We start from the raw sequence: 26,933 nt of genomic DNA, 5'->3' as shown, positions 1-26,933 counted from the left end.
GGTCGTGTTGAACGACGACCTGTTTGCGGGGCTCACCCTTCGGCAGCGGCTACGCCGCTACCTCCGGGCTCACTCCTCACAGGTCGTAATACAACTCGAACTCGTGCGGGTGCGGCCGCAACGCGACCGGCTGGATCTCGTTCGTCCGCTTGTAGTCGATCCAGGTCTCCAGCAGGTCGGGCGTGAAGACGCCGCCCTGCAGCAGGTAGTCCTGGTCCTCTTCGAGCGCGGTGAGCACCGCGTCAAGGCTGGCGGGCACCGTCGGGATGCTCGCGTGCTCGTCGGGCGGCAACTCGTACAGATCCTTGTCGACCGGCTCGTGCGGCTCGATCTTGTTCTTGATGCCGTCGAGTCCGGCCAGCAGCATCGCCGAGAAGGCGAGGTACGGGTTGGCCGACGGGTCGGGGCAGCGGAACTCGATCCGCTTGGCCTTCGGGTTCGAGCCGGTGATCGGGATGCGGATACACGCCGAGCGGTTGCGCTGCGAATACACCAGGTTGACCGGTGCCTCGAATCCCGGCACGAGCCGGTGGTACGAGTTCACCGTCGGGTTGGTGAACGCCAGCAGCGACGGGGCGTGCTTGAGCAGGCCGCCGATGTAGTAGCGCGCCATGTCCGACAGCCCGGCGTACCCGGTCTCGTCGTAGAACAGCGGCTCGCCCTCGTTCCAGATCGACTGGTGGCAGTGCATGCCCGAGCCGTTGTCGCCGAAGATCGGCTTGGGCATGAAGGTCGCGGTCTTGCCGTTGCGCCAGGCGACGTTCTTGACCAGGTACTTGAACTTCATCACGTCGTCGGCGCTCTTGGTCAGCGTGTCGAAACGCCAGTTGATCTCCGCCTGGCCCGCCGTGCCGACCTCGTGGTGGGCGCGCTCGACGAGCAGTCCCGCCTTCTCCATCTCGATGACGATCTCGTCGCGCAGGTCGCCGAAGTGGTCGTACGGGGCCACGGGGAAGTAGCCACCCTTGTACTTCACCTTGTAGCCGCGGTTGTTGTTCTCCGAGCCCGAGTTCCAGGCGCCGGCCTCGGAGTCGATGTGATAGAAGCCGGCATTGGCCTTGGTCTCGAAGCGCACCGAGTCGAAGACATAGAACTCAGCCTCCGGCGCGAAGTAGACCGTGTCACCGATGCCGGTGCTCGCGGCGTACGCCTCGGCCTTGCGGGCGATGTTGCGCGGGTCGCGAGAGTACGCCTCGCCGGTGATCGGGTCGTGCACGAAGAAGTTGACGACCAGCGTCTTCGAGGCACGGAACGGGTCGAGGTAGGCCGTCGTCGGGTCCGGGAAGAGCGCCATGTCGGACTCGTGGATCGTCTGGAAACCGCGCACCGAGGAGCCGTCGAAGCCGAGGCCGTCATCGAAGACGGACTGGTTGAAAGACGAGACCGGCACCGTGAAGTGCTGCATCACACCCGGCAGGTCGCAGAACCGTACGTTGACCATCTCGACGTCTTCGTCCTTGATGTACTTCAGCAGCTCGTCGCTATTTGCGAACATTCGTTCCTCCTTGGCCGAATCAACCCCGGCCGCGCCAATGGCTTGCAAGATGCCGGCGCGACTCTGCGTCGGTGCAACGACTCTAAGCAGCGCCAGTTTCTCGACCGTATCCCGAGTGTTTCGGCCATGTAACAAGTGGTCCGAGTCCACGACCGACTCCAGGCGGGTCGATCACCCGGCGCCAAGTAGGGTCACCGATCGTGACTGCTCAATCTCCGCAACGGCACGCCCAGACCTCGTGGGGCAGGCGCGTCCTGGCGCTGTGCGTCGACTGGCTGGCCAGCACGCTGATCGTGGTCGGCGTCATCGGCATCGGCGGCTGGAGTGATGACAACCTTTCGGGCTTCTATACCCTGGGCGTCTTCCTCGCGCAGAGCACCGTGCTGACCGCGCTTCTGGGCGGCTCGTTCGGCAAGTTGTTGACACGGCTGCGAGTCGTACGAGCCGACGGCAGCGGGCGTCCCCCCGACCCGCTGCGGGCGCTGTTGCGACAAGCGATGGTCTGTCTGGTCATCCCGCCTTTGGTGTTTCGCCCTGACGGGCGCGGCCTGCATGATCTGATGACGGGTACCACGACTGTCGCCTTTCGGCCCGCTGAGTAATCTGACCGCATGCTGGTGCCTTCACGACGTACGCGGCTGCGTGTTCTCGCCGCGACTCCGCTGCTGCTTGCCTCGCTCACTGCCTGTGGCGGGGGTGGTGTGAGCAACGACGAGTTCTTGTCGAAGATGCGCGAGGGCCTGACCGCCATGGACACCGCGCACACGACCATGTCGATGGAGGGCCAGGCGTTCGAAATGACTGCCGAGGGCGACATCGACTACACCCAGGACCCGGTCTCGATGGACATGAAGATCAAGAACTCCGGTGCGTCCGGCGACGTGGTGACAGACGTACGCCTTATCGACGGCATCATGTATATGAGTTCACCTGACTCGACCGGCGGCAAGTTCTATCGCCTTGACCCCAAGGACCCGAACAACCCCTTGGCCGGCCAAGGCGACATCTCCGAGCAGATGGACCCCGCCAAAGCCGTCGACCGGTTCTCCAAGGGCCTGGAGAAGGTCGAACTCGAGGGCACGGAGCAGGTCAACGGTGTTGAGGCCGATCACTATGTCCTGACCCTGGATCCGGGCAAGATCAGCGGTCTCCCCACCGCAGACGGGGTGCAGCTTCCGGAGAAGTTGGCCTGCCACGTGTGGCTCGACGACAAGAACAGAACGGTCAAGGTCGAGATCAACCTCGGCGAGACTCTCGGCACCACCGAGATGACCTCCGGCGACTTCGACGCCCCGGTGAAGATCGAGGTGCCTTCGGCTGATCAGATCCTGTCGCCCGAGGCGCAATAGGCCGTCGGGGTAGTCCAGTGCAAAATGGCGGCATTTCCTTGCCGGACACGACCATTTCGCACTGAACTACGCAAACCGGCCTCGGTCAGCGACCGCGGAGGTTGCCGCGCTGGCCCTTCATCGACGTCGGGATCGGACCCTTCGGCAGTGGGATGTTGGCCTTGCGAGCATCGACGGCCTTGAGCCGGTTGAGCACGTCGGTCATCTGGGCCGGTTCGATGCCCTTGGGCAACTTCTGGATCATCGCGGCCAACTTGGGCAGCGGCACCAGACCGTCGCCGTTGCCGACGATGAAGTCGTGGATCGGCGTGTCAGCGGCGACGCGCTCGTACTTCTTCTTCTCGGCGACCAACAGCGCGGACAGGCGGCGCGGGTCGCCCTCGCCGACCAGCACGATGCCGGGTTTGCCGACCACGCGGTGTACGAGGTCCTGCTGCTTGGTGAACGCGACGGCGTTGTCGACCTGCCACCCACGCTTGAGCATCGTCAACGTCGCGGCCGCGGCACCCGGGCGACCCTCGAGTTGGGCGTACGCCGCCTTCTGTGCGCGGCGCGAGAACACCAGCAGGGCCAACAGCATGCCGACCATGAACGCGCCGACGCCGGTGATGATCCAGTCGAAAACGCCGCCGCGCGGTGGAATCAGCCAGAAGAGGCCGCCGCCTAGGGCCGCACCCAGCACGAACGCGCCAAGGATCCACCACGGCAATGCCGGATCGGTCTGCTTGGCCATCCGGTAGCTCTGGGTGAACTGCTTGCGCCGGCTCAGGTCCTGGGAGTTCGACATGTGGGTGCTTTCTCGCTGTGCGGGGATCAGACGGTCGCGCGGGCGCGCTTGTCCATCGCCTGACCGTACAACCGACCGGCGCGGTAGGACGAACGCACGAGGGGGCCGGACATGACCCCTGAGAAGCCGACTTCCTCGGCCTCGGCGGCCAACTCGACGAACTCCTCCGGCTTGACCCATCGCTCGACCGGATGGTGTCGAGCAGAAGGACGCAGGTATTGCGTGATCGTGATCAACTCACAACCCGCCGCATGCAGGTCCACGAGGGCCTGGGAGACCTCCTCGCGGGTCTCGCCCATCCCGAGGATCAGGTTCGACTTCGTCACCAGACCAAAGGCCCGCGCCTGGGTCAAGACATCGAGCGATCGGTCATAGCGGAAGGCCGGTCGGATCCGCTTGAAGATCCGGGGCACCGTCTCCAGGTTGTGTGCGAGCACCTCGGGACGAGATTCGAACACCTCCAGCAGGAGGTCGGGGACACCGTTGAAGTCGGGGATCAGGTTCTCGACGCCGGTGTCCGGGTTGAGTTCGTGGATCGCTCGTACGGTTTCGGCGTACAGCCAGGCGCCGCCGTCCGGGAGATCGTCACGCGCGACCCCGGTAATGGTGGCGTACTTGAGTTGCATCTTCTGCACCGACTCCGCCACCCGGCGAGGCTCGTCGCGGTCAAGGGGCTGCGGTCTTCCGGTGTCGATCTGGCAGAAGTCACAACGCCGGGTGCACTGGTCACCGCCGATGAGGAACGTGGCCTCCCGGTCCTCCCAGCACTCGAAGATGTTGGGGCATCCTGCCTCTTGGCAGACGGTGTGCAGCCCCTCGCCCTTCACCAGTCCCTGGAGTTCTTTGTACGCCGGCCCCATCTTGGCCCGGGTCTTGATCCACTCCGGCTTTCGTTCGATGGGCGTCTGCGAGTTGCGAACCTCCAGTCGCAGAAGCTTGCGGCCATCGGGGCTGGGGGACTGGGTCACAAGGACTGAGTCTACGGGTGAGGCTGCGCTGACCCCGGTCGACGTTGTGCTGACTGGCTGTCAGGGCACGTCGCGGCGGGCGAAGGATGCCAAGGATGCGCAGACAGAGGCGACGACGATCGTGGCAAGGTAGGTTGCGGCGTTCCACAAGGACAGGGTCTTCATCCCCGTGCAGGCCTGGTCGCCGGTTGCCTCGTCGTACGTGCACATCACCTCGCGGCCCTGGACGTAATAGTCGGCGCCGTGTTGTAGCCAGGCTGTCAGGTTGACGGTGGGCAGCCAGCGTTCGTTGGTGCCGCCGAGCGGCAGCGCCATGATCACCATCGAGCCTGCGACTGCGACGGCGAACAGGATGCCGAGGGTGGCCACCGTGCTGCGAAAGAGCATCGTGAGGGCGAAGCCCAGGATCGCTGCGAGCGCGACCAACACCACGCCACGCAGGACGAGTCCGTCGACTTTGGCCCACACCGCGGGCGGCGTCTCGATCACATGCGTGCCCATAGGGGGAATGCTTGCGCATTTGGGACGATCCAGATGTGAACCGCGCCGAAGTTCAGGGTCGCGTCAGGGTGAGCCCGGAGTGACCAGAGCAATCCGGGGCGTGCGCCCGGGCTCTGGCCGCGCCTCATAGTCGGGCGTCGGGGTGAATGGCTGCCAGTCGAGATAGCGCGCCAGTGCGGCCTCGACGCGCGGGGCCACCTCGACGGTCGTCAGGTCGTGGCCCAGCTCGTGGGTCAAGGAGGTGACGCCTGCGTCCGCGATCCCGCAGGGTACGAAACGGTCGTACCACCCCAGGTCCACATCGCAATTGATCGCAAACCCGTGCATCGTCACGCCGCGGCTCACCCGGATGCCGATCGCGGCGATCTTTCGCTCCGGGCCGGTCTCGTCGGCTTGCAACCACACTCCCGAACGCCCAGGCACCCGAGCCGTGGTGACCCCGAACGTCGCGCACGCCTGGATCAGCGCCTCCTCCAGACGGCGTACGAAATCCACCACCTTCACGTGATCGGGGAGCCGAACGATGGGATAGCCCACAAGTTGGCCGGGCCCGTGGAAAGTGATCTTGCCGCCCCGGTCCACGTCGATGACCTTCGCGCCCCCCGGGTCGACGGGGATCTCGTGAGCGTCGGTGCGCTTGCCACAGGTGAAGACGGGCGGGTGCTCCAAGAACAGCACGGTGTCGGGGGAATCCCCAGCAACGACGCCGGCGTGCACCTCGCGCTGGATCTCCCAGGCGGCCTCGTAGTCGACCAGGCCGAGGTGGCGTACGTCCATCCGTTCACCCTAGCCCGACCCCATGTCTACCCCGGCGCACTCACGCGCTGCACGACCCACCCGGAATCGAGCGGGCGCAACTCCACGAGCTGCTCTTGAGCATGCGTCTGGGGCAATCGATGGGTCCTGCCGTCACGCTCGCGGATCTGGATCGGCAAGGTCCTGCTGGTCACTCGAGCCACCAGCCGCTCGGACGTACGCACCCTCAGCCGGAAGGAGAGGACCTGCACGCGCAGATCCTCGACGACCAGCCCCCGGCGCAGGTAGCGACGCAGCAGTCGGGTGTCGGCCTGCCCGGCACCCGGGGCGTACAGGCGTCGCAAAGCCCGCACATCGCCTGCCCGCCAGGCAGCAGACCGCGCCTCCAGCCAGGCCGAATAGGTGTCGAGCGCAGGAGGTGGCGTCGAAGTGACAGAGACGCTGGGCGTGCCCCTCGACGCCAGCTTGGGGACGGGTTCGTGCCCGCACCCCGTCAGCAGTACACCCGTAAGGCAGATCCCTAGAAGCCAACGCATCCCCGCAGGATGCCCGGAACTCGGCGACGCCGTCGGCTCTATCCACAGGCCCTATCTGAGGGCGGTGCGCAGCACGCTCTCGATATCGGGGTCGGCGAACTCGAAGCCGGCGTTCAGCAGCGCCTCGGGGGTCGCGTCGATCGAGCCGAGGAGTTCGGGGGACAGGTGACCAGCGGCGAGTTTCAGGGCCAGGGCGGGCACCGGCACCAGAGCGGGACGGCGTACGGCTCGCGCCAACGCCGCGGTGAACTCCGCGTTGGTCGGGACCTCGGGCAGGCACAGGTTGACCGGTCCGGTGACCTCGTCGTGGGTGGCAAGGAATGCGACCGCGGCCAGCCAGTCGCGCAACGAGATGACCGGGAATCGTTGCTGGCCGTTCCCGAGCCTGCCGCCGAGCCCGGCCCAGAAGAGCAGGCGCAATTGCTTCAACGGTGACGAGTCCTTGTCGAGGACGGGGGAGGTGCGTAGGTGGATCACGCGCGCGCCGGCCGCCCGCGCGGGGTCTGCTGCCGACTCCCATTCGCGCGACACGAAGGTCAGCAGCGCGTCGCCTTCGCTGTCGGAACGTTCGGTGACCTGGCGCTCGCCGTGGCCGTACCACGCCACGCCGCTTCCGGCCAGGAACGCAGGTGACTTCGTGGACGTGCGCGCCGCCCGGGCCACCGAAAGCGCCAGCAGGCGGGTCGTGCTTACTCGCGACGTACGCACCTCGTGGGCCCACTTCTTCGAGTGGACGTTGCCGATCAGCGGCGCACCGGCGAGATTGACCACCACGTCACTCGCGGCGATCAGTGCGTCGTCGATCTCCCCGGCGTACGGATCCCACTGCGACTCGGCGTCGGATCGTGCTTGCCGGCGGACCAGCCGGGTCACGCTGTGGCCCTGACCGGTCAGGTGCTCGGTGAGTCTGGTCCCGAGGAACCCCGAGGCTCCCGCGATCACGAAGTGCATGGACCTCATCCTGCCCCGGTCGTCAAACGGTGGAGTCCGGCCAGACCAGGCTGGCCCGCCGGCTCAGCCGGCCAGGTGCGACCACTGCGCGGCAAGGTCGCGCCACGTCCCGCTCGCCGCGATCTTGCCATTGCGCAGTACGACCACTCGGTCCGCGCGGGACAGGGCCGCCTGCTTGCTGGTCGACCCGACGACGGTGCTCCCCGCAGCCCGAAGCGAGTCCCAAAGTTCCACCTCGGTCGCGGCGTCGAGGGCCGACGAGACATCGTCGGCCAATAGCACCTCGGCCTCGCAGGCCAGGGCGCGCGCGAGAGCGAGACGTTGCACCTGCCCCCCAGACAGGCGTACGCCGCGATGCCCGACGAGGGCATCGGGCCCACCCGCCTCGGCGACGTCTCGATCGAGTCGGGCAATCCGAATCGCCGGTCCGATCTGGCGATCCGCGTGGTCCAGTCCGATGTTGCCCGAGAAGGTGCCCGAGAGTACGCGGGGGACCTGTTGGACCAGGGCGACCCGACGCGGCCGCAGTTCGATCTCGCGGTCGGTGATCTCGCGACCGTTCCACGCGATCGAACCGGTGCTGCTCACCAGGCCCGCGAGGGCTCCGAGCAGGCTCGACTTCCCGGAGCCGACCTGCCCGATCAGCAGCACGAGCTCCCCGCGGCGCACGTCGAGGTCGACATCGCTGACACCGATCGTCCCGTCGTCATGAATAGCGCTCAGGCCGCGCAGACTCAGCACCTCAAGGCGGTCGTCCGCCCCGGAATCTGGCAAGGGCGCGGCACCGTGGGCCAGATCGACGCCCGCGGGCAGGCGGGTGATCGACCCGCCACCCGCGAGCAGGCTGGTCGCGTCGATCCACGCCCGGGTGCCGGGGGCCTCGGTCACGACCGATCCGGCGACGCGGCCGAACCATCCAAAGCCGCTGACGGCGCTGGAGACCAACAGCGTCGTCGCCAGGCCCCACCAACCCTGCACCAGGCCCACCCACGCCGCGACGACGCCACCTTGCACCATCACCACGGGCACGCCGTCGAGCAGCGCCTGGATGCGATGCTCACGCACAGCCGCCTCGACGCGACCGGAATCGACGGCCCGCAGATGGGCGTGGACCGGCCTGGTGGCGGCAGCCAGTTTGACGGTACGGATGCAGTCCAGGGCCGAGACCAGGGAGCGACCGAAGTTCGCACGCGCTGCCGAGGCGGCAGCGGCGGAACGACCGGCGATCGGCCGACCGAACGCCGACGCGACCGCGGCAGAGACCATCACGGCGAGCAGAACGGCGCCCGCGAGCCAGGTCCCGGCCGCGATCGCCGGTCACGGCAACGATCATCAGCCCGTTGAGGAAGTCGACCCAGCGGTCGGCGTACCGGGTGATCCGATCGGCGTCCATCGCCCGGGCCACCGCTTCGCCGGGAGGGGTGCGGACCAGGCGGCGTTGGGTGGTCTGACCGTGCAGTACGACCGTGCGCACTCCCAACTGCACCGCGACCCACCATCGCGGATAGACCCAGAACGCCTGCGAGAGCAGCAGGGGAGCGGCAAGCAACGACACCACCAGGAGTACGACCAGAGTCCACGGTGCGTCGCCAGCCTGGAGGTCGGTCACCAGCAACCCCCACACCCAGCCGGTCAACGCACCGAACGCACCGGTCAGGGCGGAGATCAGGAAGAGACTCATTCCGAGCAGGCCCCAGCGCGGGTAGGCGGTCAGGGCGCGGAAGGTCTCCAGGCTCAGACTCGGCGTGGGCGCCAGGTCCGGCGCGGGGGGTGGAGTCGTCGTACGCCGGGCGGTGCCGATCGCATGCCCGTCAAGCCCGTCGCGCGCAGGCGCCTGCGATTGCGCTTGCTCGGTGGGGGCGGCGTCGAGAGCGTCGGTGGATCCCGAGGCCTCCAACAGGCGCCGGAACGGCCCCTCGGCGGATGCGAGAGCGGGTCGAGGGCCTTGTTGGACGACGCGACCCGCCTCCAGGACGGCGACCTGCTCGGCCCGATCGGTGGTGGAGAGCCGGTGTGCGACCAGGATGCCGGTGCGACCCGCCACCAGACGTTGGGCGGCCTGGACCACGCGTGCCTCGGTGACCGGGTCCATCCGTGCCGTCGCCTCATCCAGGACGACGACGCTCACGTCGCGCACCAGCAGGCGTGCGAACGCGACCAGTTGCTCCTCTCCCGCGGACAGACTCGTGCCCCCGGCTCCGAGCAGTGTGTCGAGCCCCTGGGGGAGGCCTGCGACCCAGGCGCGCAGACCGAGATCGTCGATCGCCCCCTCCACCTCAGTTCGTGCGACGTCCGCCCAGAGGGTGATGTTCTCCGCCAGCGTGCCGGCCACGATCTCGGTGCGCTGGGTGACGACTCCCACGCACGCGCGCAAAGCATCGAGATCCAGGTCGACCACGTCGACGCCTCCGACGAAGACCTGCCCGCGATGCGGCTCGACCGCGCGGGAGAGCAGGGACGCGAGCGTCGACTTGCCCGATCCGGTGCGTCCCACGAGAGCGCAGGTGTGTCCCGCTGGGATGGTGAGGGTGACGTCGCGCAGCGCGAAGGTGCCGGTGTCGTAGGCGAAGGTGAGATCACGGAACTCGACCGCCAAGGCGCCGGAACCGGGCTGCCTGCCGCCGACGGGTTCGGCACGGGAGCCGAGCATCGACCGCAACCGCAGCACGGCGCCGAAACCGGCCTGCAGGTCGGGCAGGTGGCGCGCGAGCATGTCGACCTGCCCGACGAAGGACGACGTCACCAGGAAAAGGGTGACGAGGTCTCCCGTGCTGAGACGATCGTTGACCACCAACGCGACGCCGGTGACCGCGATCCCGGCCAGCAGCGCGTGCAAGAGAGTGCCGGTGCGGCGGGTGATCCGGGTCTCGATCTCCAGCACGGAGCGAAGGCGGCGCAGGATCTCTGCCGCCAGGGCCGTGGAGCGACGCAGCACGTACGCCTGACCGAGACTGGTACGCATGTCGTCTCGCGCGGCGATGCCCTCCTCCATCGCGGCGGCATGGTCGGTCCAGGCCATCTCCTCTTGGACCTTGCGCTCGGAAACCAGGGGCAGCAGCGGACGCGCCACCCGCACTGCCAGATAGCCCGCAGCCGGGAAGAGGACGAAGGCCGGCCACCAGGTCACGCCCGCGATCACCCACAGCGGCAGTGCGGCGAGCAGAGTGTGCATCGCCATCCACACCGCCCAACGCAGCAGCATCCCGACCTCGTGGGTGTCGTCGTCGATGCGGTCGAGGATCTCGCCGACCGCCTGCTCGGTGAGGTCGGGGAGGGGCTGGGCCATCGCGGCGTCGAGGAGGTCCGAGCGCAGTTCGCCCTCGGCGCGATCGACCAGTACGAACCATCCGGTCTTGGCCGCGGTATCGATCAGCGCGCCTCCGATCACCAGCGCCGCCAGCACCCAGACGAGGCGGACCGAGGCGTCGTCGGCCAGGCGTCCGGCCACGACCGCGCCCAGCGATCCGGCCACGGCCCCGATCAACGAGCCGGCGTAACAGACGGCGGCAGCAGGACTGCGCAGTCTGCGCCAGTCGACCGGACGACGCTGCGCAACCGGATCGATATTCGTGGCGGTGTGCTGCGCTCGCGTCGTCGTGGTGGTCATCGCCGCACGAGATTACGCGCGTGCGCCGACTCTGGTCACCTGCTTAACCGGCGAGTCGGTCGTGAGGCAAATGACTGTGCCCGGGTCGTACGCCGACGACCCGGGCACAGTGGCGATCCAGGTGATCAGACCTCGAACTGGCCCGACTCCAAGCGCTTCTTCACGTCCGCGAGGAAGCGACCGGCATCGGCACCATCGACAAGTCGGTGGTCGTACGTCAGCGCCAGGTAGACCATGTAGCGCACCGCGATCGTCTCGCCCAGGTTGGGGTCGTCGATCACCACGGGACGCTTCACCACGGCACCGGGCCCGAGGATCGCGACCTGCGGGCTGTTGATGATCGGGGTGTCGAACAGCGCTCCGAAACTGCCCAGATTGGTGATCGTGAAGGTGCCGCCCGACAACTCGTCCGGACCGATCTTGTTGGTCCGGGTGCGCTCGGCGACGTCGGCGATCTTCTTGGCGATCCCCGCGATCGACAAGTCGCCCGCGTCCTTGACCACGGGGGTCAGCAGACCCTTCTCGGTGTCGACGGCGAAGGCGATGTTCTCTCGGTCGAAGTAGGTCACCTCGCCCTTGTCGGTGTCGATCGCCGCGTTGAGCTTCGGGTGCTGCTTGAGGGTGTCGATGGCCGCCTTGGCGAAGAACGGCAGGTAGGACAACTTGACTCCCTCACGAGCCAGGAAGTCGTCCTTGACCTTCTCGCGAAGACGAGCAACGGAGGTGACGTCGACCTCCATCACCTGGGTCAGTTGAGCAGCGTTCTGCAGCGACTCGACCATGCGGGAGGCGATCACCTTGCGCAGCCGCGACATCGGCTCGGTGGTGCCACGAAGCGCGGCTGCCGCGCCGGAGACGGCACCCGACGCCGCCGCCCCACTGGGTGCGGACGACTCGGCAGGTGCCGACGCCGCAGGGGCGGCCGACTCGGCGGCCGGCTTGGCTGCCTCCTCCTTCGCCTGCGCGGCATCGAGCACGTCCTGCTTCCGGATCCGCCCGCCGACTCCCGAGCCGGTGACAGACCCCAGGTCGACACCGTGCTGTGAGGCCAGTTTGCGTACGAGCGGAGTCACATAACTGCGACCCGAGTCGTCGTCAGACGAGGATTCGGAGGCCGGCTCCGGCTTCTTCTCGGGCTCCGGCTCGGGCTCCGGCTCCTTCTCCGGCTCGGGCTCCTTCTCCGGCTCGGGCTCGGGCTCAGGCTCGGGCTCGGGCTCCGGCTCGGGCTCGGGCTCCGGCTCGGGCTCCGGCTCGGGCTTGTCGTCGCCGCCGTCACCGGAACCGATCACCGCCAACTCGGCACCGACCTCGACGGTCTCGTCCTCCTCGGCCTTGATCTCCAGCAGCGTGCCGGCCACGGGGGAGGGGATCTCGGTGTCGACCTTGTCTGTCGAGACCTCCAGCAGCGGCTCGTCCACCTCGACGTCGTCACCGACCTTCTTCAACCACCGGGTGACGGTGCCCTCGGTGACCGACTCGCCGAGCGAAGGCAGCGTGACGGAAGTGCCGGAACCACCGCCCTTGGATGAGCCGGAGGAGTCTGAGTCGGACTCGACGTCTCCCTGGTTGCTCTCGGCGGCCGGTTCGTCACGCTCGTCGGCGGGCGCCTCAGCCTCGGCGCCCGGACCGGAACCCTCGTCCGCAGCGGAAGCCTCCTCCTCCCCAGCATCGCCTGAGTCAGCCGACTCGCCCTCGTCACCGATCACGGCGAGGAGGCCGCCGACCTCGACGGTCTCGTCCTCCTCGGCCTTGATCTCCAGCAGCGTGCCGGCCACGGGGGAGGGGATCTCGGTGTCGACCTTGTCTGTCGAGACCTCCAGCAGCGGCTCGTCCACGGAGACCGAATCGCCGACCGACTTGAGCCAGCGCGTGACTGTGCCCTCGGTGACAGACTCGCCAAGCGACGGGAGGGTGACTTCGGTGGCCATGTTCGGTCCTTTGTCTCGTGGTGTGTTCAGGAATGAGCGTGCAGTGCTTTGCCGGCGAGTGCCAAGTGTGCCTCGCCGAGAGCTTCGTTCTGAGTCGGGTGTGCGTGCACCAGCGGCGCGACGTCGTCGGCGTGTGCCTGCCAGCCGTAGATGAGTTGTGCCTCGCCGATCAACTCGCCTACCCGGTCGCCGACCAGATGGATCCCGACGAGGGTGCCGTCGGGTGCCGCGACGAGTTTCACAAAGCCCTGAGTCTTGAGGATCTGGCTCTTGCCGTTGCCGCCGAGGTCGTAGGTCACAGTGGTGACGCCGCCGCCGTGAGCCTCGCGCGCCTGAGCCTCGGTGAGACCCACGGAGGCGAGTTCGGGGTGGGAGTAGGTGACGCGGGGAATGCCCGATTCGTCGAGGGCAGCAGGGTGCAACCCGGCGATCTCCTCTGCGACGAAGATCCCCTGCTGGAAGCCGCGATGCGCAAGTTGCAAGCCCGGCACGATGTCGCCGACAGCGAAGGTGGCGTCGAGATTCGTACGCAGCCTCTCGTCGGTGGGCACGAACCCACGCTCCATCGTGAGCCCCTGCTCCTCGAAGCCCAGCCCTTCTGTCGACGGACCTCGCCCGACTGCCACGAGCAACACCTCGGCCTCGTGGACGTCGCCGCCCTCGACCGTGACGCGTACGCCCGAATCGGTCTTCTCCACCGACTCGAAACGGGTCGAGGTCGAGAATTTGATGCCGCGCTTGCGGAAGGTCCGTTCCAACACCTTCGAGGACGCATCGTCTTCTGCGGCGACCAGTCGTGGCAGCGCTTCGATGAGGGTGACCTCCGCACCGAACGACCGCCAGACGCTGGCGAACTCGACACCGATGACGCCACCACCGAGCACGATCGCGGACGCGGGGACGCGGTCCAGACGCAACGCGTGCTCGGAGGTCAGGACGCGCTCGCCGTCAACTTCCAGGCCCGGGAGGCTGCGTGAGTAGGAACCCGTGGCCAGCACGAGACTGGTTCCGGTCAGCACCCGGTCACCCACGGTGACCGTGCGCGGGCCGGTGAGCTGTCCGGCACCCTCGATCACCGTGATGCCGCGAGACTTGATCAGGCCGCTGAGACCCTTGAAGAGCCGGGAGACGACGCCGTCCTTGTACTTGTTGACGCCGACCATGTCGATGCCGTCCAGGCTGGCCTTGACGCCGAACTGGGCCGCCTCGCGCGCCGAGTCCGCGACCTCGGCCGCGTGCAACAGCGCCTTGGTCGGGATGCAGCCGACGTGCAGGCAGGTGCCACCGAGGTTGCCCTTCTCGACCAGACCGACGCTCAGCCCGAGTTGAGCCGCGCGCAGCGCGCACGCATACCCGCCAGAGCCTGCGCCCAAGATCAGGACGTCGAACTGCTCGGTTTCCGGCACGCTCTTCCTTCCGCTGGCAAGTGACCTGCGTCCCATCTTTGCATCATTGCGGTGATCCGCCACCAGGGCCCGCTGGGGTGTGTGCGGCACAATCACGGCGTGGGGATCTTCGACCGCTTCCGCCGTGGGGGCGTACGCATGCGCCGACCGTCCGGAGACTCGGCGCGGACCGGGTCGACCACCGTACGCGCCTCGGATCGCGCGGACGTCGACCATCTGAATTCGTGGATCGCGCAGCGTCGCGGCGTCGAGGGTTTCGTCGAGCCGCGTACGGCGGTCAGCGACGTGACGTTGCTCCTCGTCGCGATCGACGGCGAATGGACCCGCCGCCGGGTGCCGAGCGTGAAGTGGGCTCACGACTTCTGCAACGACCACCGCGTGCCGTCCTACGACGCCGCGGTCGTGGGGATCCCGCAACGCATGCGCGACTACAACTCCCGTCAGCGCAAACGCTGAGTCAGCAGATCTTTCCGCCGAGTCAGCAGAAATCCCCGCCGAGTCAGCAGAATTTCACCGCTCGCCGAGCTGACGGGCGTACTCGATCAACGTCGCTACGCCGAAGCCGGTCGCACCTGCGGTCAGGTGACCGGTGGGGCCGCTGGAGAGGTACGCCGGTCCGGCGATGTCCAGGTGCGCCCACGGCACCCCGCCGGTGAACTCACGCAGGAAGCCGGCGGCCATCAGCCCGCCGCCCCACCGCACCCAGTCGTGCTGCAGCAGGTCGGCGATCGGCGAGGCCGCGAGCCGCTGCTCGACCTCTTCGGTGATCGGCATCGGCCAGTGCTTCTCGCCGACCCGGGTGCCTGCCTCGACCACTGCTGACACCAGGTCGTCGTCACCGAAGATGGCGCCCACGCGATCGCCGAGCGACAACGACATATGCCCGGTCAAGGTGGCGACGTCGATGATCAGGTCGGGCTCGGCCCGCGTGGCGCGCACGAGAGCGTCGGCCAAGGCGAGCCTGCCCTCTGCGTCGGTGTTGCGCACCTCCACCGTGGTGCCGTCCAACATCGTCAGGACATCGCCCGGACGAGTGGCGTCGCCGGAGATCATGTTCTCCGCCATCGGGGCGAAGGCCGACACCCGGACGGGGAGTCCGAGCCGAGCGATCGCCAACGTCGCGGTGATGACCGCGGCGGCTCCGGCCATATCGGATTTCATCGTGGGCAGGCTCGTGGCCGGTTTGATCGTCAGACCGCCTGAGTCGAACGTGATGCCCTTGCCGACCAGCGCCACATGTCGTCGAGTCTGCGCGGGGACGTACTCGATCTCCACCAGCCGCGGCGGCGCTCCCGAGCCGCGGCCCACGCCCAGGATGCCTCCGGCGCCGAGGTCCTCGAGCTGGTCCTCCTCGAGCACCCGGACGCTGAGCTTCGCTGCCTTGTCGAGGTGCTTGCGCGCATCCTCGACGGCCGTCGACGCCGCCGTCGCGAAGTCGGGCGGGCGCAGGTCGCCGGGCGGGGTGTTGACCCAGTCGCGGGTGTGCAGCACGGCCTGGGTCACGACCTCTGCACGGGTCAGCGCGTCGGCGTACGACTGCTGACGGGCGCCCCCACAGAGCAGCACCACGCTGCCGGGCCGGTCGGGCGTGGGCGTCTTGCGGTAGTCGTCGAACGTGTACGCGCCCAGCGCCCATCCCTCGGCGAGCGCCTGAATCCACTCCGATCCGTGGGTAGGCAAGGCGACCGCCACGGATGCCGCGTTGGTGATGGCGCGTGAGGCCGCACCCGCGGCCCGGCGTACGACCGCCGTGGTCACTTCGGATTCTCGTCCCAGCCCGACCAGAATGAGGAGGGGTGCGTTGATCGTGCCGGCAGTGGTGATCCGGGTGATCTCTCCGACGCCGGCTTTGACGCCCAGCGACGACAACAGCGGGCGCAGGCGTCGGCCGTACGCCTTGGCGACCTCCGCGCCACCCTCGGCGAGCTCCACGGACGCGCGCACCTGCACCACGCCGACGACCACCACGTCGGCGCGTGTTCTGGCGGGGTTGGCGCTACGCAGCGAGAAGGAGGTCACGCACGCGACAATACGGGGGAAGAGGCGAGTGCGATCAGGTGGTTAGATCGGACCATGGCCGAGCTGAAGACCTCTCCCGTCCACGACCGACACGTGGCGCTGGGCGCCAAGTTCGCCGAGTTCGGCGGGTGGTCGATGCCGCTGGAATACCCCACGGGCATCGTCAAGGAGCACACCGCCGTACGAGAGTCGGTAGGCATCTTCGACGTGTCCCACCTCGGCAAGGCGATGGTCACCGGCCCCGGCGCCGCGGACTTCATCAATGCGACGCTGTCCAACGACCTGACCAAGATCCGGCCCGGCAAGGCGCAATACACGCTGTGCCTCGACGACGCGACCGGTGGCATCGTCGACGACCTGATCGCCTACTTCCACGACGACGAGCACGTGTTGCTGGTGCCCAACGCGGCCAACACCGCCGAGGTCGTACGCCGCTTGCAGGCCCAGGCGCCCGAGGGCCTCAAGATCGTCGACCATCACGAGCACTTCGCGGTCTTCGCGGTGCAGGGCACCAAATCCGACGAGGTGCTCACCAAGATCGGGCTGCCGGTCGGACACGAGTACATGTCGTTCGTCGAGTCGGAGTTCGACATCGACGGTGAGTCGTCGGGCACCGAGCACGGCGGCGTCGTGGTGTGCCGTACGGGCTACACCGGCGAGCGCGGCTATGAACTGATCGTCGCCAACGCGCTCGCAGGCCCCCTGTGGGACGCCCTGCTCGCTGCGGGCGAGGAGTTCGCGATCCTGCCGTGCGGCCTGGGATCGCGCGACACGTTGCGCACCGAGATGGGCTATCCGTTGCACGGCCAGGACATCTCCTTGGACACCAACCCGGTCGAGGCCAACCTCTCGTGGGCGGTCGGCTGGAAGAAGGAAGCCTTCTGGGGTCGCGACAAGGTGACGGCGGTCAAGGAGGCGGGGCCGACGCGCAAGTTGCGGGGACTGCTCTCCACCGGCCGCGCGATCCCGCGACCTGGCATGGGAGTCACGCTGACCTCCGACGTGCCCTTGGGAGACATCACCTCGGGCACGTTCTCGCCGACGTTGAAGAAGGGGATCGGGCTGGCGTACGTCCCTGCCAACATTCACCCCGAGGCCGAGCTCGGCGTCGATGTGCGCGGCCGACGTGAGATCTTCGAGAGCGTCAAGCTGCCCTTCGTCGACACGTCTGTACGCGAGTCCTGATGCTGCCCGAGCAGCCGCAAACCTTTCGCGAACCCACGGCGCCGGAGCGTCCGTGGTCGTGGCGTCATCTGGATGCCGACGGGGCAGAGGTCGACCTGGACGAGGCGTTGGCGCGTCAGCGGTTCGTCTCCCAGGCCGATGCAGAGTCCTGGATCGGAGAGGTCTGGGAGGAGTTGCGCGATCAGGGCGTCGACGGTGTGACCCTGCTGGAGGTCGACCGCGTGGTCTACGGCCCGATGTCACTGCACGCCTGACACCTGAGGGGACTGGCGAGGCGGCGCGCTACGGTCCGTAGCATGCGTCACTTCAGTCAGGTCGATGTCTTCGGTTCGGGCCCGCAGTCGGGCAATCCGTTGGCGGTGGTGCACGACGCGGAGGGGCTGACGACCGAGGAGATGCAGCGCTTCGCCCGGTGGACCAACCTGTCGGAGACGACGTTCCTGCTGCCGCCCACCACGGCCGGGGCGGACTACCGCGTGCGGATCTTCACCCCTGCGATGGAGTTGCCGTTCGCGGGACATCCGACTCTCGGCTCGGCGCACGCGTGGTTGGTCGCGGGCGGTCGGCCCCAGCAGCCCGACCTGCTCGTACAGGAGTGCGGCGTCGGACTGGTGCGCGTACGCCGTGGTGAGCAGTTGGCCTTCGCGGCTCCGCCTCGTACGCGATCGGGTCCGTTGGACGACGCGACCCTGGCGCGCGTGGCACGTGCGTTGCGGGTCGCCCCGGAGGCGATCGTCGAGCACGAGTGGCTGGTCAACGGTCCGGAGTGGATCGGCGTTCGTCTGTCCGGTGCGGCCGAGGTGCTCGCCCTGACCCCCGACTTCACCGCGTTCGACGGCATGGACATCGGGGTGGTCGGGTTGCGCTCCGGCATGAGCGATTCGGCGATCGAGGTGCGCGCGTTCATCCCGGTCGACGGCTTCGCCGAGGACCCCGTCACGGGCTCGCTCAATGCCGCGATCGCGCAGTGGCTGATCGGCAACGGCACACTCCCGCCCTCGTACGTCGCCTCGCAGGGCACGCTGCTCGGGCGCCGAGGTCGGATCCACATCGAGTCCGACGGCGCCGAGATCTGGGTGGGCGGCGAGACCACGATGACCGTCGCGGGGACCGTCAGGTTGTGACCTGGCGGGCCGACTAGAGTCGGATCCCATGCGGGCCTACCTCGATCTTCTCCAGCGCATCCTCGACGAGGGCACGGAGAAGAGCGACCGTACGGGCACCGGCACGCTGAGCGTCTTCGGTCATCAGATGCGCTTCGACCTCACCGAGGGCTTTCCGCTGGTCACGACCAAGAAGGTGCACACCCGCTCGGTGATCGGGGAACTGATCTGGTTCCTGCGCGGCGACACCAACGTGACGTGGCTGCAGGAACGCGGCATCACCATCTGGGACGAGTGGGCCGACGAGAACGGCGACCTGGGGCCGGTGTACGGCTCGCAGTGGCGCTCCTGGCCGACTCCGGACGGCCGCCACGTCGACCAGATCGCCCGCGTGATCGAGTCGATCCGGACGAACCCGGACTCGCGGCGCCACATCGTCTCGGCCTGGAACGTCGCCGAGGTCGACGACATGGCGCTTCCGCCGTGCCACACGCTCTTCCAGTTCTATGTCGCCGACGGGGGCTTGAGTTGCCAGCTCTATCAGCGCTCGGCCGACACCTTCCTCGGTGTGCCGTTCAACATCGCGTCGTACGCCCTGCTCACCCACATGGTCGCCCAGGTGACCGGCCTGCAAGCGCGTGAGTTCGTCCATACGCTCGGCGACGCACACCTCTATCTCAACCATGTCGACCAGGCGCGCGAGCAGTTGAGCCGTGAGCCGCGACCCCTGCCGCGGCTGGTGCTCGATCCTTCCGTCACCGCGATCGACGGCTTCGATCTGGAGCACGTACTGATCCAGGACTATGACCCGCACCCGGCCATCAAGGCCCCGATCGCAATCTGATGAGCAAGCGGATCGCGCTGGTCGCGGCGTACGCCAGGAACCGGGTCATCGGCCGCGACGGGGACATCCCCTGGCACCTGCCGGCGGACTTCGCACACTTCAAACGCGAGACGCTGGGGCACACGCTGGTGATGGGGCGTGCCACGTACGACTCCATCGGGCGGCCGCTCCCGGGACGCCGCACGATCGTGATCACCCGAGACGAGAATTGGACCGCCGGGGAGTACGCCGACGCCGTGGTCGTGGCGCACTCCGTCGACGAGGCACTCGCGCTGGCCCAGGTGATGGACGGCGACATCATGATCGCGGGTGGTGGTCAGATCTATGAGCAAACGCTGCCGTATGCCACGGACTTGATCCTGACCGAGGTCGATCTCGCGCCCGAGGGGGACGCCTTCTTCCCCGAGGTTGCCGAGTCCGAGTGGGAGATCACGCGGATGCTGGCGGGCGACGGGCTGACTTGGCTGTGGCGCCGTCGAGTCGATGCCGCGCGAGCGATGCCCACGCGAGATGGAGGCTCGGCTGCGGCTAACCTCGACCTATGAGTTTCCCTCCCGCCGCCCCTTACGGCCGGATGCTGACCGCGATGGCCACGGCGTTCCACGACGACGGGTCGGTGGACCTCGCCGGGACCGCGGCGATCGCGGACCATCTGATGAATCACGGGCACGACGGGGTCGTGGTCAGTGGCACCACCGGGGAGTCGCCGGCCACGACGGTGGCCGAGGACGGCGACATCCTGCGGGCGGTCAAGGACGCCGTGGGTGATCGTGGCAGCGTGATCGCGGGGGTCGGCACCAATGCCACTGCGCACTCGATCGAGTTGACCCGTCAGGCGAAGGAGATCGGCGCCGACGCGGTCCTCCTGGTCTCGCCCTACTACAACAAGCCAGGCCAGGCGGGGCTGCTCCACCACTTCACCGAGGTCGCGCGCGCGGCGGACATTCCCGTGATGCTCTATGACGTGCCGGGTCGCACCGGCATCGCGATCGCGCCCGAGACATATGCCGCGGCTCGGCGCATCGACACGATCACCAGCGTCAAGGACGCGACCGGGGATCCGGCGCACACCGTGCTGCTGCGACAACTCGGCTACGACGTCTACAGCGGTGACGATTCGAAGGTGCTCGGCTTCCTCGTCCATGGCGCGGCCGGACTCGTCTCGGTCGCCGGTCACGCGGTGGGACGTGAACTCCGCTCCCTGATCGACGGCTTCTTCGCCGGGGATCTCGCAGGCGCGCTGCAGACGTACGAGCGCCTGGTCCCCGTGATCGACGCCGTGATGGGTGTGCCCAACTATGGCGCGACCACCGCCAAGGCCGCCCTGCAATTGCTGGGAGTGCTGGACAACCGCAACGTACGCGGCCCGTTGGTGCCGCTGGACAATGCCGAATACGCCGCACTCGGCTCTGCGCTGCTTGCCGCCGATCTGATCTGAAGGAACGTCTCGTGAGTCATCCACACCCTGAGCTCAGTCACCCCGCGCCGCTGGCCCCTGGGGGACTTCGAGTCATTCCACTCGGTGGATTGGGCGAGGTCGGTCGCAACATGACCGCGCTGGAGCACGAGGGCCGGCTGCTGCTGATCGACTGCGGGGTGCTGTTCCCCGAGGACCACCATCCAGGCGTAGACCTGATCCTGCCGGACTTCGATCCGATCCGGGACCGCCTCGACGCCGTCGAAGCGCTCGTCTTGACCCATGGCCACGAGGACCACATCGGCGCCACGCCCTATCTCCTGCGCGAACGCGGGGACATCCCTTTGGTGGGCTCGCAGCTCACGCTGGCGCTGCTTGGCTCGAAGTTGCGCGAGCACCGCCTCAAAGAGACGGTCCACCACGTGGTGCGAGAGGGCGACCGGATCACGTTCGGCCCCTTCGAGTTGGAGTTCGTGGCGGTCAACCACTCGATCCCTGATGCGCTCGCCGTGGCCGTACGCACCTCGGCAGGCCTGCTGCTGCACACCGGGGACTTCAAGATGGACCAACTGCCGCTCGATGGTCGGATCACCGATCTGCGCGCGTTCGCACGGTTGGGCGAGGAGGGCGTCGATCTCTTCCTGACCGATTCGACCAACGCCGAGGTGCCGGGCTTCACCACGCCCGAGGGCGACATCACGCCGGTCCTGGATCGAGTCTTCGCCAAAAGCACGCAACGCATCATCGTGGCCTGTTTCGCCTCCCACGTGCACCGGGTGCAGCAGATCCTCGACGCGGCTGCGGCACACGATCGCAAGGTGGCGTACGTCGGGCGCTCGATGGTGCGCAACATGGCGATCGCCCAAGACCTGGGCTATCTCACTGTCCCGCCCGGCGTGATGGTGGACGCCAAGGCGCTGGCGGATCTGCCACCCGAGCGTCAGGTGCTGATCTCCACCGGATCACAAGGCGAACCCTTGTCTGCCCTGGCCCGGATCGCCCAGCGCAACCACCAGTTCGTCCACATCGAGGAAGGCGACACCGTGGTGTTGGCCTCCTCGTTGATCCCAGGCAACGAGAACGCCGTGTATCGAGTCATCAACGGACTCGCGCGGTGGGGTGCGAACGTCGTACACAAGGGCAACGCCTTGGTGCACGTCTCCGGTCACGCGTCGGCCGGTGAGTTGCTCTACTGCTACAACATCGTGCGGCCACGCAACGTGTTGCCCGTGCATGGCGAGATCCGGCACATGCGCGCCAACGCCGACCTCGCCAGAGCCACCGGAGTGCCCAACGTGGTCCTTGCCGAGGACGGCATCGTGATCGACCTGATCGACGGGCAGGCGTCGGTCGCCGGAAAGGTCGATGTGGGCTACGTCTTCGTCGACGGCGCCTCCGTGGGGGACGTCACCGAGTCGTCGCTGAAGGATCGTCGGATCCTGGGCGAAGAGGGCTTCGTGTCGGTGATCGTGGTCGTCGACATGGTCAACGGCAAGGTCGTCAGCGGTCCCGAGATCCACGCGCGAGGCAACGTGCTCGACGACGAGACCTTCGACGAGATCAGGCAGCCGATCATCGAGGCGCTGGACGCCGCGATCCGCGAAGGGGTCGACGACTCCTACCAACTCCAGCAGACCATCCGACGCGTCATCGGACGCTGGGTCAACAAGCGGCATCGCCGCCGTCCGATGATCGTTCCCGTGGTGATCGAGGCCTGATCCGAACCGAGATCTAGGCCAGCGTCGTCACCCGGTCGACCAGATCCAGCCCGGATTCGCCATGGGTGATCCAGAGCACCGTGCGCCCAGGTTGGAGCACCTCGGTCGCGATCCGGTCGGCTGACTCACGGTCCAGGTGAGCAGTCGGCTCGTCGAGGACGAGCACCTCCCTGCGTGACAGCATCGCTCTGGCGATGGCCAACCGGGCACGTTCCCCACCGGACACTTCGGCATGGCCCTCGCCGATGAAGGTCGCGACGCCGTGGGGAAGTGTGGTGATCCAGGACCCCAGGTGCGCTTGTTCGAGCGCGGCATGCACCTCGTCGTCGGTGGCATCCGGGCGGGCCAGGCGTACGTTTTCGGCCACCGTGGACGCGAACACGTGCGGTCGGTCGTCTACGAGGGCAGCGCAGTCGCGGGCCGATTCGAGGGTCAGTGACCGGATGTCGTGGTCGTCGGCGCGGACGCTGCCGGTGGTGGGATCGAGGAAGCGCAACAACAGCGCCGCCAGCGTCGACTTTCCAGACCCGGACGGTCCGACCAGCGCGTGACGCTCCCCGGAGGGGATGGACAGGTCCAGACCCTCGAAGGCGGGGGAGTCGCCCCAGCCTGCGGTGACGTCACGAAGCGAGTACGACGACACGATCCCGGTGGCGGGGATGGCGTTCGGCGACTCGGTGACGCGTGGCCGTGCGCCGACGATCGCGTCCAGCCGCTGCTGAGCCGACGCCGTGCGCACGCTGAGCGCGCCCGCATCGGCCAGCGGGGCGATGGCGTCGACGAGCGCCAACGGCAACAGCACCAGGAGCGCATGAGTCGCGGGAGCGACCGAGCCTGCGGGGATCGTGGCTGCCGCAAGCAGGGTGCCGGCACCTCCTGCGACGAGGGCGAGACCGCGTGCGATCGCCACTCCGCCGGCTGCCGTGCTGGCCGCCGCGCCGAGCGCGCCGCCCACCTGATCGAGCGACCGTAGGGTCGCGCTGCCAGCGCGCCACAGCCGCAACTGCTGCCGATCGCGTGCGGTGCGTTCGACCAGGTCCGACAGGTCCGCACGTGCGGCGATGAAGGCCCGCTCGGCCCGGGCGCTGGCGAGTCTGGAGATCATCCAGGCAGCGACGCCGAGCCCCGCGACACCTAGCACGGTGAGACCGGCCACGGGACTCTTCCAGCCTGCGAACAGCGCCGCAGCCAAGGACACGACCAGCGCCGTCTGCACGGGTTGGCGCACCCGAAGCTGGCGATCCACCAACGAGTCGACGTCGTCGACCACCGAGGCCAGGATGTCGCCTCGCCTGCGGGGCAGGGCTCCGGGCACCAACGGCACCAGCGCCTCGAAGACGCGGGCTCGGCGGTCTGCGAGCAATCCCAGGGCAGCGTCGTGGGACACGACGCGCTCGGCGTATCGCAGGACGGGACGGCCGATACCGAACGTACGCACGCCGACGATCGCCACCATCAGATACAGGATCGGTGGGTGCTCTGAGGCCCTGGTGATCAGCCACCCGGCCGTCGCGGTCAACGCCACCCCGCATCCCAGGGACAGCGAGCCCAAGGCGGTGCCGAGCGCAAGGCGACGGCGCGGATTTCCGACGTCGGGGCTGGAGGCGTCTGCGCGAGGGACCACGCGTTCAGGGGCGGGGACCGACTCGTGGGCGGGCACCGCGGTGACCGCCGGTGCGCCGAGTGTGACTGTCTGGTCGGCGGCGTCGATCACCGCCGAACGGTGAGCCACGACGACGACCGCGCGGTCACGGGCAAGGTCCGTGAGCGTGCGCAACAGCACGGCCTCGGTCTCCTCGTCGAGGTGGGCGGTGGGTTCGTCGAGGAAGACGAACGGGCGATCCGCGAGCACCACCCGAGCCAGTGCCAGTCGGGCCCGCTGTCCAGCCGAAAGCCCGGCGCCGTCCTCGCCCAGGGGCGTGTCCAGCCCTTGGGGGAGACGTCGTACGGTCTGCGCCAGGGCCACCTTGTCCAGCGCGGCCCAGAGTTCCTCGTCGGTGGCGTGTGGCGCGGCCAGCAGCAGGGATTCGCGCAGCGCCCCCGGGAGCAGCCAGGGCTCTTGCGAACCCCAGGCGAACCGACCTCGCCACGTCTCGAGGTCCACAGTGCTCAGGTCCTGCCCGCCGACGAGCACGGTGCCGGGCTCGGCCGGCAGTTCTCCTGCCAGCACGAGCAGCAGCGTGGACTTCCCGCACCCGGACGGTCCGACGATCGCGGTCAGGCCCCGTGCGGGGATCGTGGCGCGTACGGCCGCGAGCGCGGGCGTCGTACGACCTTGGTAGCGGTGCTCCACGCCGCGCAACTCCACGGCGCCCGCCGGCTGCGCCCGTTGCGCGGTCACAGTCTGGTCGTGTTCGAGGCTGGCGAGCACCTCTTCGACATCGGCGAAGGCCGCGACGCCTTCGGCGGCGGCGTGGAACTCGGCCCCGACCCGGCGCAGCGGCCAGTACGCCTCGGGTGCCAGCAGCAGCACTATCATCGCGGTTTCGAAGTCCAAGGAGTCTGCGCGCAGGCGTAGGCCGACCGAGACGGCCACGAGAGCGACAGACAGGGTCGCGATGAGTTCCAAGGCGGCCGACGACATGAACGCGACCTTGAGCGTCTCCACCGTCGCTTGCCGGTAGCGCTGCGTGATCCCCCGGATGGTGGAGACCTGGGCCTTCGCGCGGCCGAAACTCACCAGGGTCGGCAACCCGCGCATCACGTCGAGGAAGTGCCCCGACAGCATGCTCAGCGTGCGCCACTGTTGATCGGCCTTGTCCCGAGTCACCAGGCCGATCAGGATGGCGAAGACCGGGACCAACGGCAGCGTCGCGATCACGATCAACCCGCTGAGCCAGTCCAGATAGGTGATGGTGGCGACGGTCAGCACCGGCAGCACGGCGGCCAGCAGCAGCGAGGGGAGATAGCGGGTGACGTAGGGCTCGATCGCCGCGAGCCCACGTGTCGCCAGCAGAGTGAGCCGTCCCGTGGACGTCGTCGAACCCGTCTCCAGCACCGTGGCCAGGATCCGGCGGCGCAACTGCAAGGTGATGGTGGCGGCGGCACGTGCGGTGCCGGTGTCGACGGCGTACGACGCGACGGCCCGCACCACGAGCAATGCGACCAGCCACCAGGCAGCCGGTTGCCAGTGCGTCGTCGGGTCACCATCCACGAGGCGGACCAGGAGCACCGCGACCGCGATGCCCTGAGCCACGGTGGCGATGCCCCCGGAAAGGCCTCCGGCCAGCGCGAGGAACAACGGGCCTCGCGCCGGCCGGAGGTGTGGCAGATGCGCCGGATCGAAGGGCTTCACTCAGTTCACGCTAGTGGCGCCCTTGTGCTCGACCGGGTCCGGGATGTGGTGAACCGAGATCCGCTTGCGGAAGACCCAGTACGTCCAGCCCTGGTAGAGCAGCACGAGCGGAGTGAAGATCAACGCCACGACCGTCATCACCTTGAGGGTGTTGTCGGTGGCCGAGGCGTTGGCCACGGTCAGGGAGTACGCCGGGTCGATGCTCGAGGGCATCACGTCCGGGAACAGTGCCGCGAACAGGCCCGCCACCGCGAACGCGATGGTGGCGAAGGTCGCGGAGAACGCGACACCCTCACGGCCGGACTTGGCCATGTAGATCCCGGCCAGCAAAGCGACCGCCGCGAGCACGAACAGCACGCCGGAGAGCACCGAGCCGGTCTTGACCTGCATCCACACCAGGAACGCGACGGCGAGGACAGCGGCGACGAGACCGGACTTCACCGCGAACTCGCGGGCCCGGTGCCGGATCTCCCCGTCGGTCTTGAGCGCGATGAACATCGCGCCGTGAGTGGCAAACAAGGTCACCGTCACCAGACCGCCGAGCAGGCCGAGCGGATTGAGCAACTGCAGGACCGGGAAGCCGGTGTATTCCAGGAAGAAGGGCTCGGCCGGGTTGCCGTTGAGCGGCTCGATCGGCGTACCGCCGACGATGTTGGCGAAGGCCACGCCCCACAGCAGCGCCGGGACGAAGCTGCCCACGGTGGCGGCGATATCCCAGTTGCGGCGCCAAGCGGCGTCGTCCTTCTTGCCGCGATAGTCGAACGCCAGGTTGCGCACGATCAACGCGAGCAGGATCAGCAGCAGTGGCAAGAAGAAGCCGCTGAAGAGGGTGGCGTACCAGAACGGGAAGGACGCGAAGATCGCGCCGCCAGCCGTCAGGACCCAGACCTCGTTGCCGTCCCAGACCGGGCCGATGGTGTTGTAGAGAACTCGCCGTTCCTTCTCGTTCTTGGCCAGAACGGGCAGGAGCATGCCGACACCGAAGTCGAAGCCCTCCAAGGTGAAGTAGCCGATCCACAAGACCGCTACCAGGCAGAACCACAGAGTGTGGAGTTCCATGTCTTCTCT

At 67.9% G+C, this 26,933-nt stretch carries 24 protein-coding genes; 10 read left to right on the top strand and 14 right to left on the bottom strand.

What is annotated here, in order from left to right; translation table 11 throughout:
* Window positions 1-76 precede the first annotated feature (76 nt).
* Window positions 77-1,495 carry a type I glutamate--ammonia ligase gene (gene glnA / locus V9G04_09220; protein ID MEI2713459.1) on the bottom strand — a complete coding sequence of 473 codons (1,419 nt, stop codon included), beginning with the start codon at window positions 1,493-1,495 and terminating at the stop codon, window positions 77-79.
* Between the two features lie 200 nt (window positions 1,496-1,695).
* Here glnA and V9G04_09215 point away from each other — a divergent pair, with 200 nt between their 5' ends.
* Window positions 1,696-2,097: an RDD family protein gene (locus tag V9G04_09215; GenBank protein MEI2713458.1), complete on the top strand. Its 402-nt coding sequence runs from the start codon at window positions 1,696-1,698 to the stop codon at window positions 2,095-2,097.
* A 9-nt stretch (window positions 2,098-2,106) separates the two neighbouring features.
* Complete coding sequence (locus tag V9G04_09210; GenBank protein ID MEI2713457.1) at window positions 2,107-2,844, top strand: DUF6612 family protein; 738 nt, start codon at window positions 2,107-2,109, stop codon at window positions 2,842-2,844.
* Window positions 2,845-2,929: 85 nt separating this feature from the next.
* Here V9G04_09210 and V9G04_09205 read toward each other — a convergent pair whose 3' ends face one another.
* From V9G04_09205 to lpdA, 10 genes are all read right to left on the bottom strand, one after another.
* Window positions 2,930-3,631 (bottom strand): DUF4191 domain-containing protein, encoded by a 702-nt coding sequence (locus tag V9G04_09205; GenBank protein ID MEI2713456.1) that lies wholly within the window; start codon window positions 3,629-3,631, stop codon window positions 2,930-2,932.
* A gap of 26 nt (window positions 3,632-3,657) precedes the next feature.
* Window positions 3,658-4,599 (bottom strand): lipoyl synthase, encoded by a 942-nt coding sequence (lipA, locus tag V9G04_09200; GenBank protein ID MEI2713455.1) that lies wholly within the window; start codon window positions 4,597-4,599, stop codon window positions 3,658-3,660.
* Window positions 4,600-4,659: 60 nt separating this feature from the next.
* A complete protein-coding gene (locus V9G04_09195) occupies window positions 4,660-5,100 on the bottom strand; it encodes a hypothetical protein (protein ID MEI2713454.1) in 441 nt (146 codons plus the stop codon).
* Between the two features lie 63 nt (window positions 5,101-5,163).
* Window positions 5,164-5,877, bottom strand: a complete 714-nt coding sequence (lipB, locus tag V9G04_09190) for a lipoyl(octanoyl) transferase LipB (protein ID MEI2713453.1) — start codon at window positions 5,875-5,877, stop codon at window positions 5,164-5,166.
* Window positions 5,878-5,903: 26 nt separating this feature from the next.
* Window positions 5,904-6,392: a hypothetical protein gene (locus tag V9G04_09185; protein ID MEI2713452.1), complete on the bottom strand. Its 489-nt coding sequence runs from the start codon at window positions 6,390-6,392 to the stop codon at window positions 5,904-5,906.
* 51 nt (window positions 6,393-6,443) lie between these two features.
* Window positions 6,444-7,343, bottom strand: a complete 900-nt coding sequence (locus tag V9G04_09180) for a TIGR01777 family oxidoreductase (protein MEI2713451.1) — start codon at window positions 7,341-7,343, stop codon at window positions 6,444-6,446.
* 63 nt (window positions 7,344-7,406) lie between these two features.
* A complete protein-coding gene (locus tag V9G04_09175) occupies window positions 7,407-8,408 on the bottom strand; it encodes an ATP-binding cassette domain-containing protein (protein ID MEI2713450.1) in 1,002 nt (333 codons plus the stop codon).
* Complete coding sequence (locus tag V9G04_09170) at window positions 8,401-10,950, bottom strand: ABC transporter ATP-binding protein (GenBank protein ID MEI2713449.1); 2,550 nt, start codon at window positions 10,948-10,950, stop codon at window positions 8,401-8,403. Before V9G04_09170 ends, V9G04_09175 begins: the two co-directional genes overlap by 8 nt.
* Before the next feature lie 125 nt (window positions 10,951-11,075).
* Entirely contained in the window at window positions 11,076-12,878 is a 1,803-nt protein-coding gene (gene sucB, locus V9G04_09165; protein MEI2713448.1) for a 2-oxoglutarate dehydrogenase, E2 component, dihydrolipoamide succinyltransferase, read from the bottom strand.
* Between the two features lie 26 nt (window positions 12,879-12,904).
* Window positions 12,905-14,284 (bottom strand): dihydrolipoyl dehydrogenase, encoded by a 1,380-nt coding sequence (gene lpdA / locus V9G04_09160; GenBank protein ID MEI2713447.1) that lies wholly within the window; start codon window positions 14,282-14,284, stop codon window positions 12,905-12,907.
* Window positions 14,285-14,383: 99 nt separating this feature from the next.
* On the opposite strand from lpdA, the gene V9G04_09155 reads away from it, so the two are divergent.
* The gene (locus tag V9G04_09155) at window positions 14,384-14,740 is read left to right on the top strand and encodes a hypothetical protein (protein MEI2713446.1); all 357 of its coding nucleotides are present in this window, start codon (window positions 14,384-14,386) and stop codon (window positions 14,738-14,740) included.
* Between the two features lie 54 nt (window positions 14,741-14,794).
* Here V9G04_09155 and V9G04_09150 read toward each other — a convergent pair whose 3' ends face one another.
* Window positions 14,795-16,303: a leucyl aminopeptidase gene (locus V9G04_09150; GenBank protein ID MEI2713445.1), complete on the bottom strand. Its 1,509-nt coding sequence runs from the start codon at window positions 16,301-16,303 to the stop codon at window positions 14,795-14,797.
* Window positions 16,304-16,357: 54 nt separating this feature from the next.
* On the opposite strand from V9G04_09150, the gene gcvT reads away from it, so the two are divergent.
* Genes gcvT through V9G04_09115 form a run of 7 tightly spaced genes read left to right on the top strand, consistent with a single transcriptional unit; the run spans window position 16,358 to window position 22,570 of the window.
* Complete coding sequence (gene gcvT / locus V9G04_09145; protein MEI2713444.1) at window positions 16,358-17,488, top strand: glycine cleavage system aminomethyltransferase GcvT; 1,131 nt, start codon at window positions 16,358-16,360, stop codon at window positions 17,486-17,488.
* Window positions 17,488-17,742: a hypothetical protein gene (locus tag V9G04_09140; protein MEI2713443.1), complete on the top strand. Its 255-nt coding sequence runs from the start codon at window positions 17,488-17,490 to the stop codon at window positions 17,740-17,742. The genes gcvT and V9G04_09140 overlap by 1 nt, the downstream gene beginning before the upstream one ends.
* Before the next feature lie 42 nt (window positions 17,743-17,784).
* Window positions 17,785-18,612: a PhzF family phenazine biosynthesis protein gene (locus V9G04_09135; GenBank protein MEI2713442.1), complete on the top strand. Its 828-nt coding sequence runs from the start codon at window positions 17,785-17,787 to the stop codon at window positions 18,610-18,612.
* 28 nt (window positions 18,613-18,640) lie between these two features.
* On the top strand, window positions 18,641-19,435 hold the full coding sequence (locus V9G04_09130; GenBank protein MEI2713441.1) for a thymidylate synthase: 795 nt from the start codon (window positions 18,641-18,643) through the stop codon (window positions 19,433-19,435).
* On the top strand, window positions 19,435-19,980 hold the full coding sequence (locus V9G04_09125; protein ID MEI2713440.1) for a dihydrofolate reductase: 546 nt from the start codon (window positions 19,435-19,437) through the stop codon (window positions 19,978-19,980). The genes V9G04_09130 and V9G04_09125 overlap by 1 nt, the downstream gene beginning before the upstream one ends.
* Window positions 19,977-20,873: a 4-hydroxy-tetrahydrodipicolinate synthase gene (gene dapA, locus V9G04_09120; protein ID MEI2713439.1), complete on the top strand. Its 897-nt coding sequence runs from the start codon at window positions 19,977-19,979 to the stop codon at window positions 20,871-20,873. The genes V9G04_09125 and dapA overlap by 4 nt, the downstream gene beginning before the upstream one ends.
* Window positions 20,874-20,884: 11 nt before the next feature.
* Window positions 20,885-22,570, top strand: a complete 1,686-nt coding sequence (locus V9G04_09115; GenBank protein MEI2713438.1) for a ribonuclease J — start codon at window positions 20,885-20,887, stop codon at window positions 22,568-22,570.
* Window positions 22,571-22,583: 13 nt separating this feature from the next.
* On the opposite strand, the gene cydD is transcribed toward V9G04_09115, so the two are convergent.
* Window positions 22,584-25,865 carry a thiol reductant ABC exporter subunit CydD gene (cydD, locus tag V9G04_09110; protein ID MEI2713437.1) on the bottom strand — a complete coding sequence of 1,094 codons (3,282 nt, stop codon included), beginning with the start codon at window positions 25,863-25,865 and terminating at the stop codon, window positions 22,584-22,586.
* On the bottom strand, window positions 25,866-26,924 hold the full coding sequence (cydB, locus tag V9G04_09105; GenBank protein ID MEI2713436.1) for a cytochrome d ubiquinol oxidase subunit II: 1,059 nt from the start codon (window positions 26,922-26,924) through the stop codon (window positions 25,866-25,868).
* Window positions 26,925-26,933: the final 9 nt, after the last annotated feature.

The organism is Nocardioides sp. (assembly GCA_037045645.1).
Taxonomy (GTDB): Bacteria; Actinomycetota; Actinomycetes; order Propionibacteriales; family Nocardioidaceae; genus Nocardioides.
The sequence above is the reverse complement of the archived record's forward strand: the minus strand, read 5'-3'. Positions and strand labels throughout refer to the sequence as shown.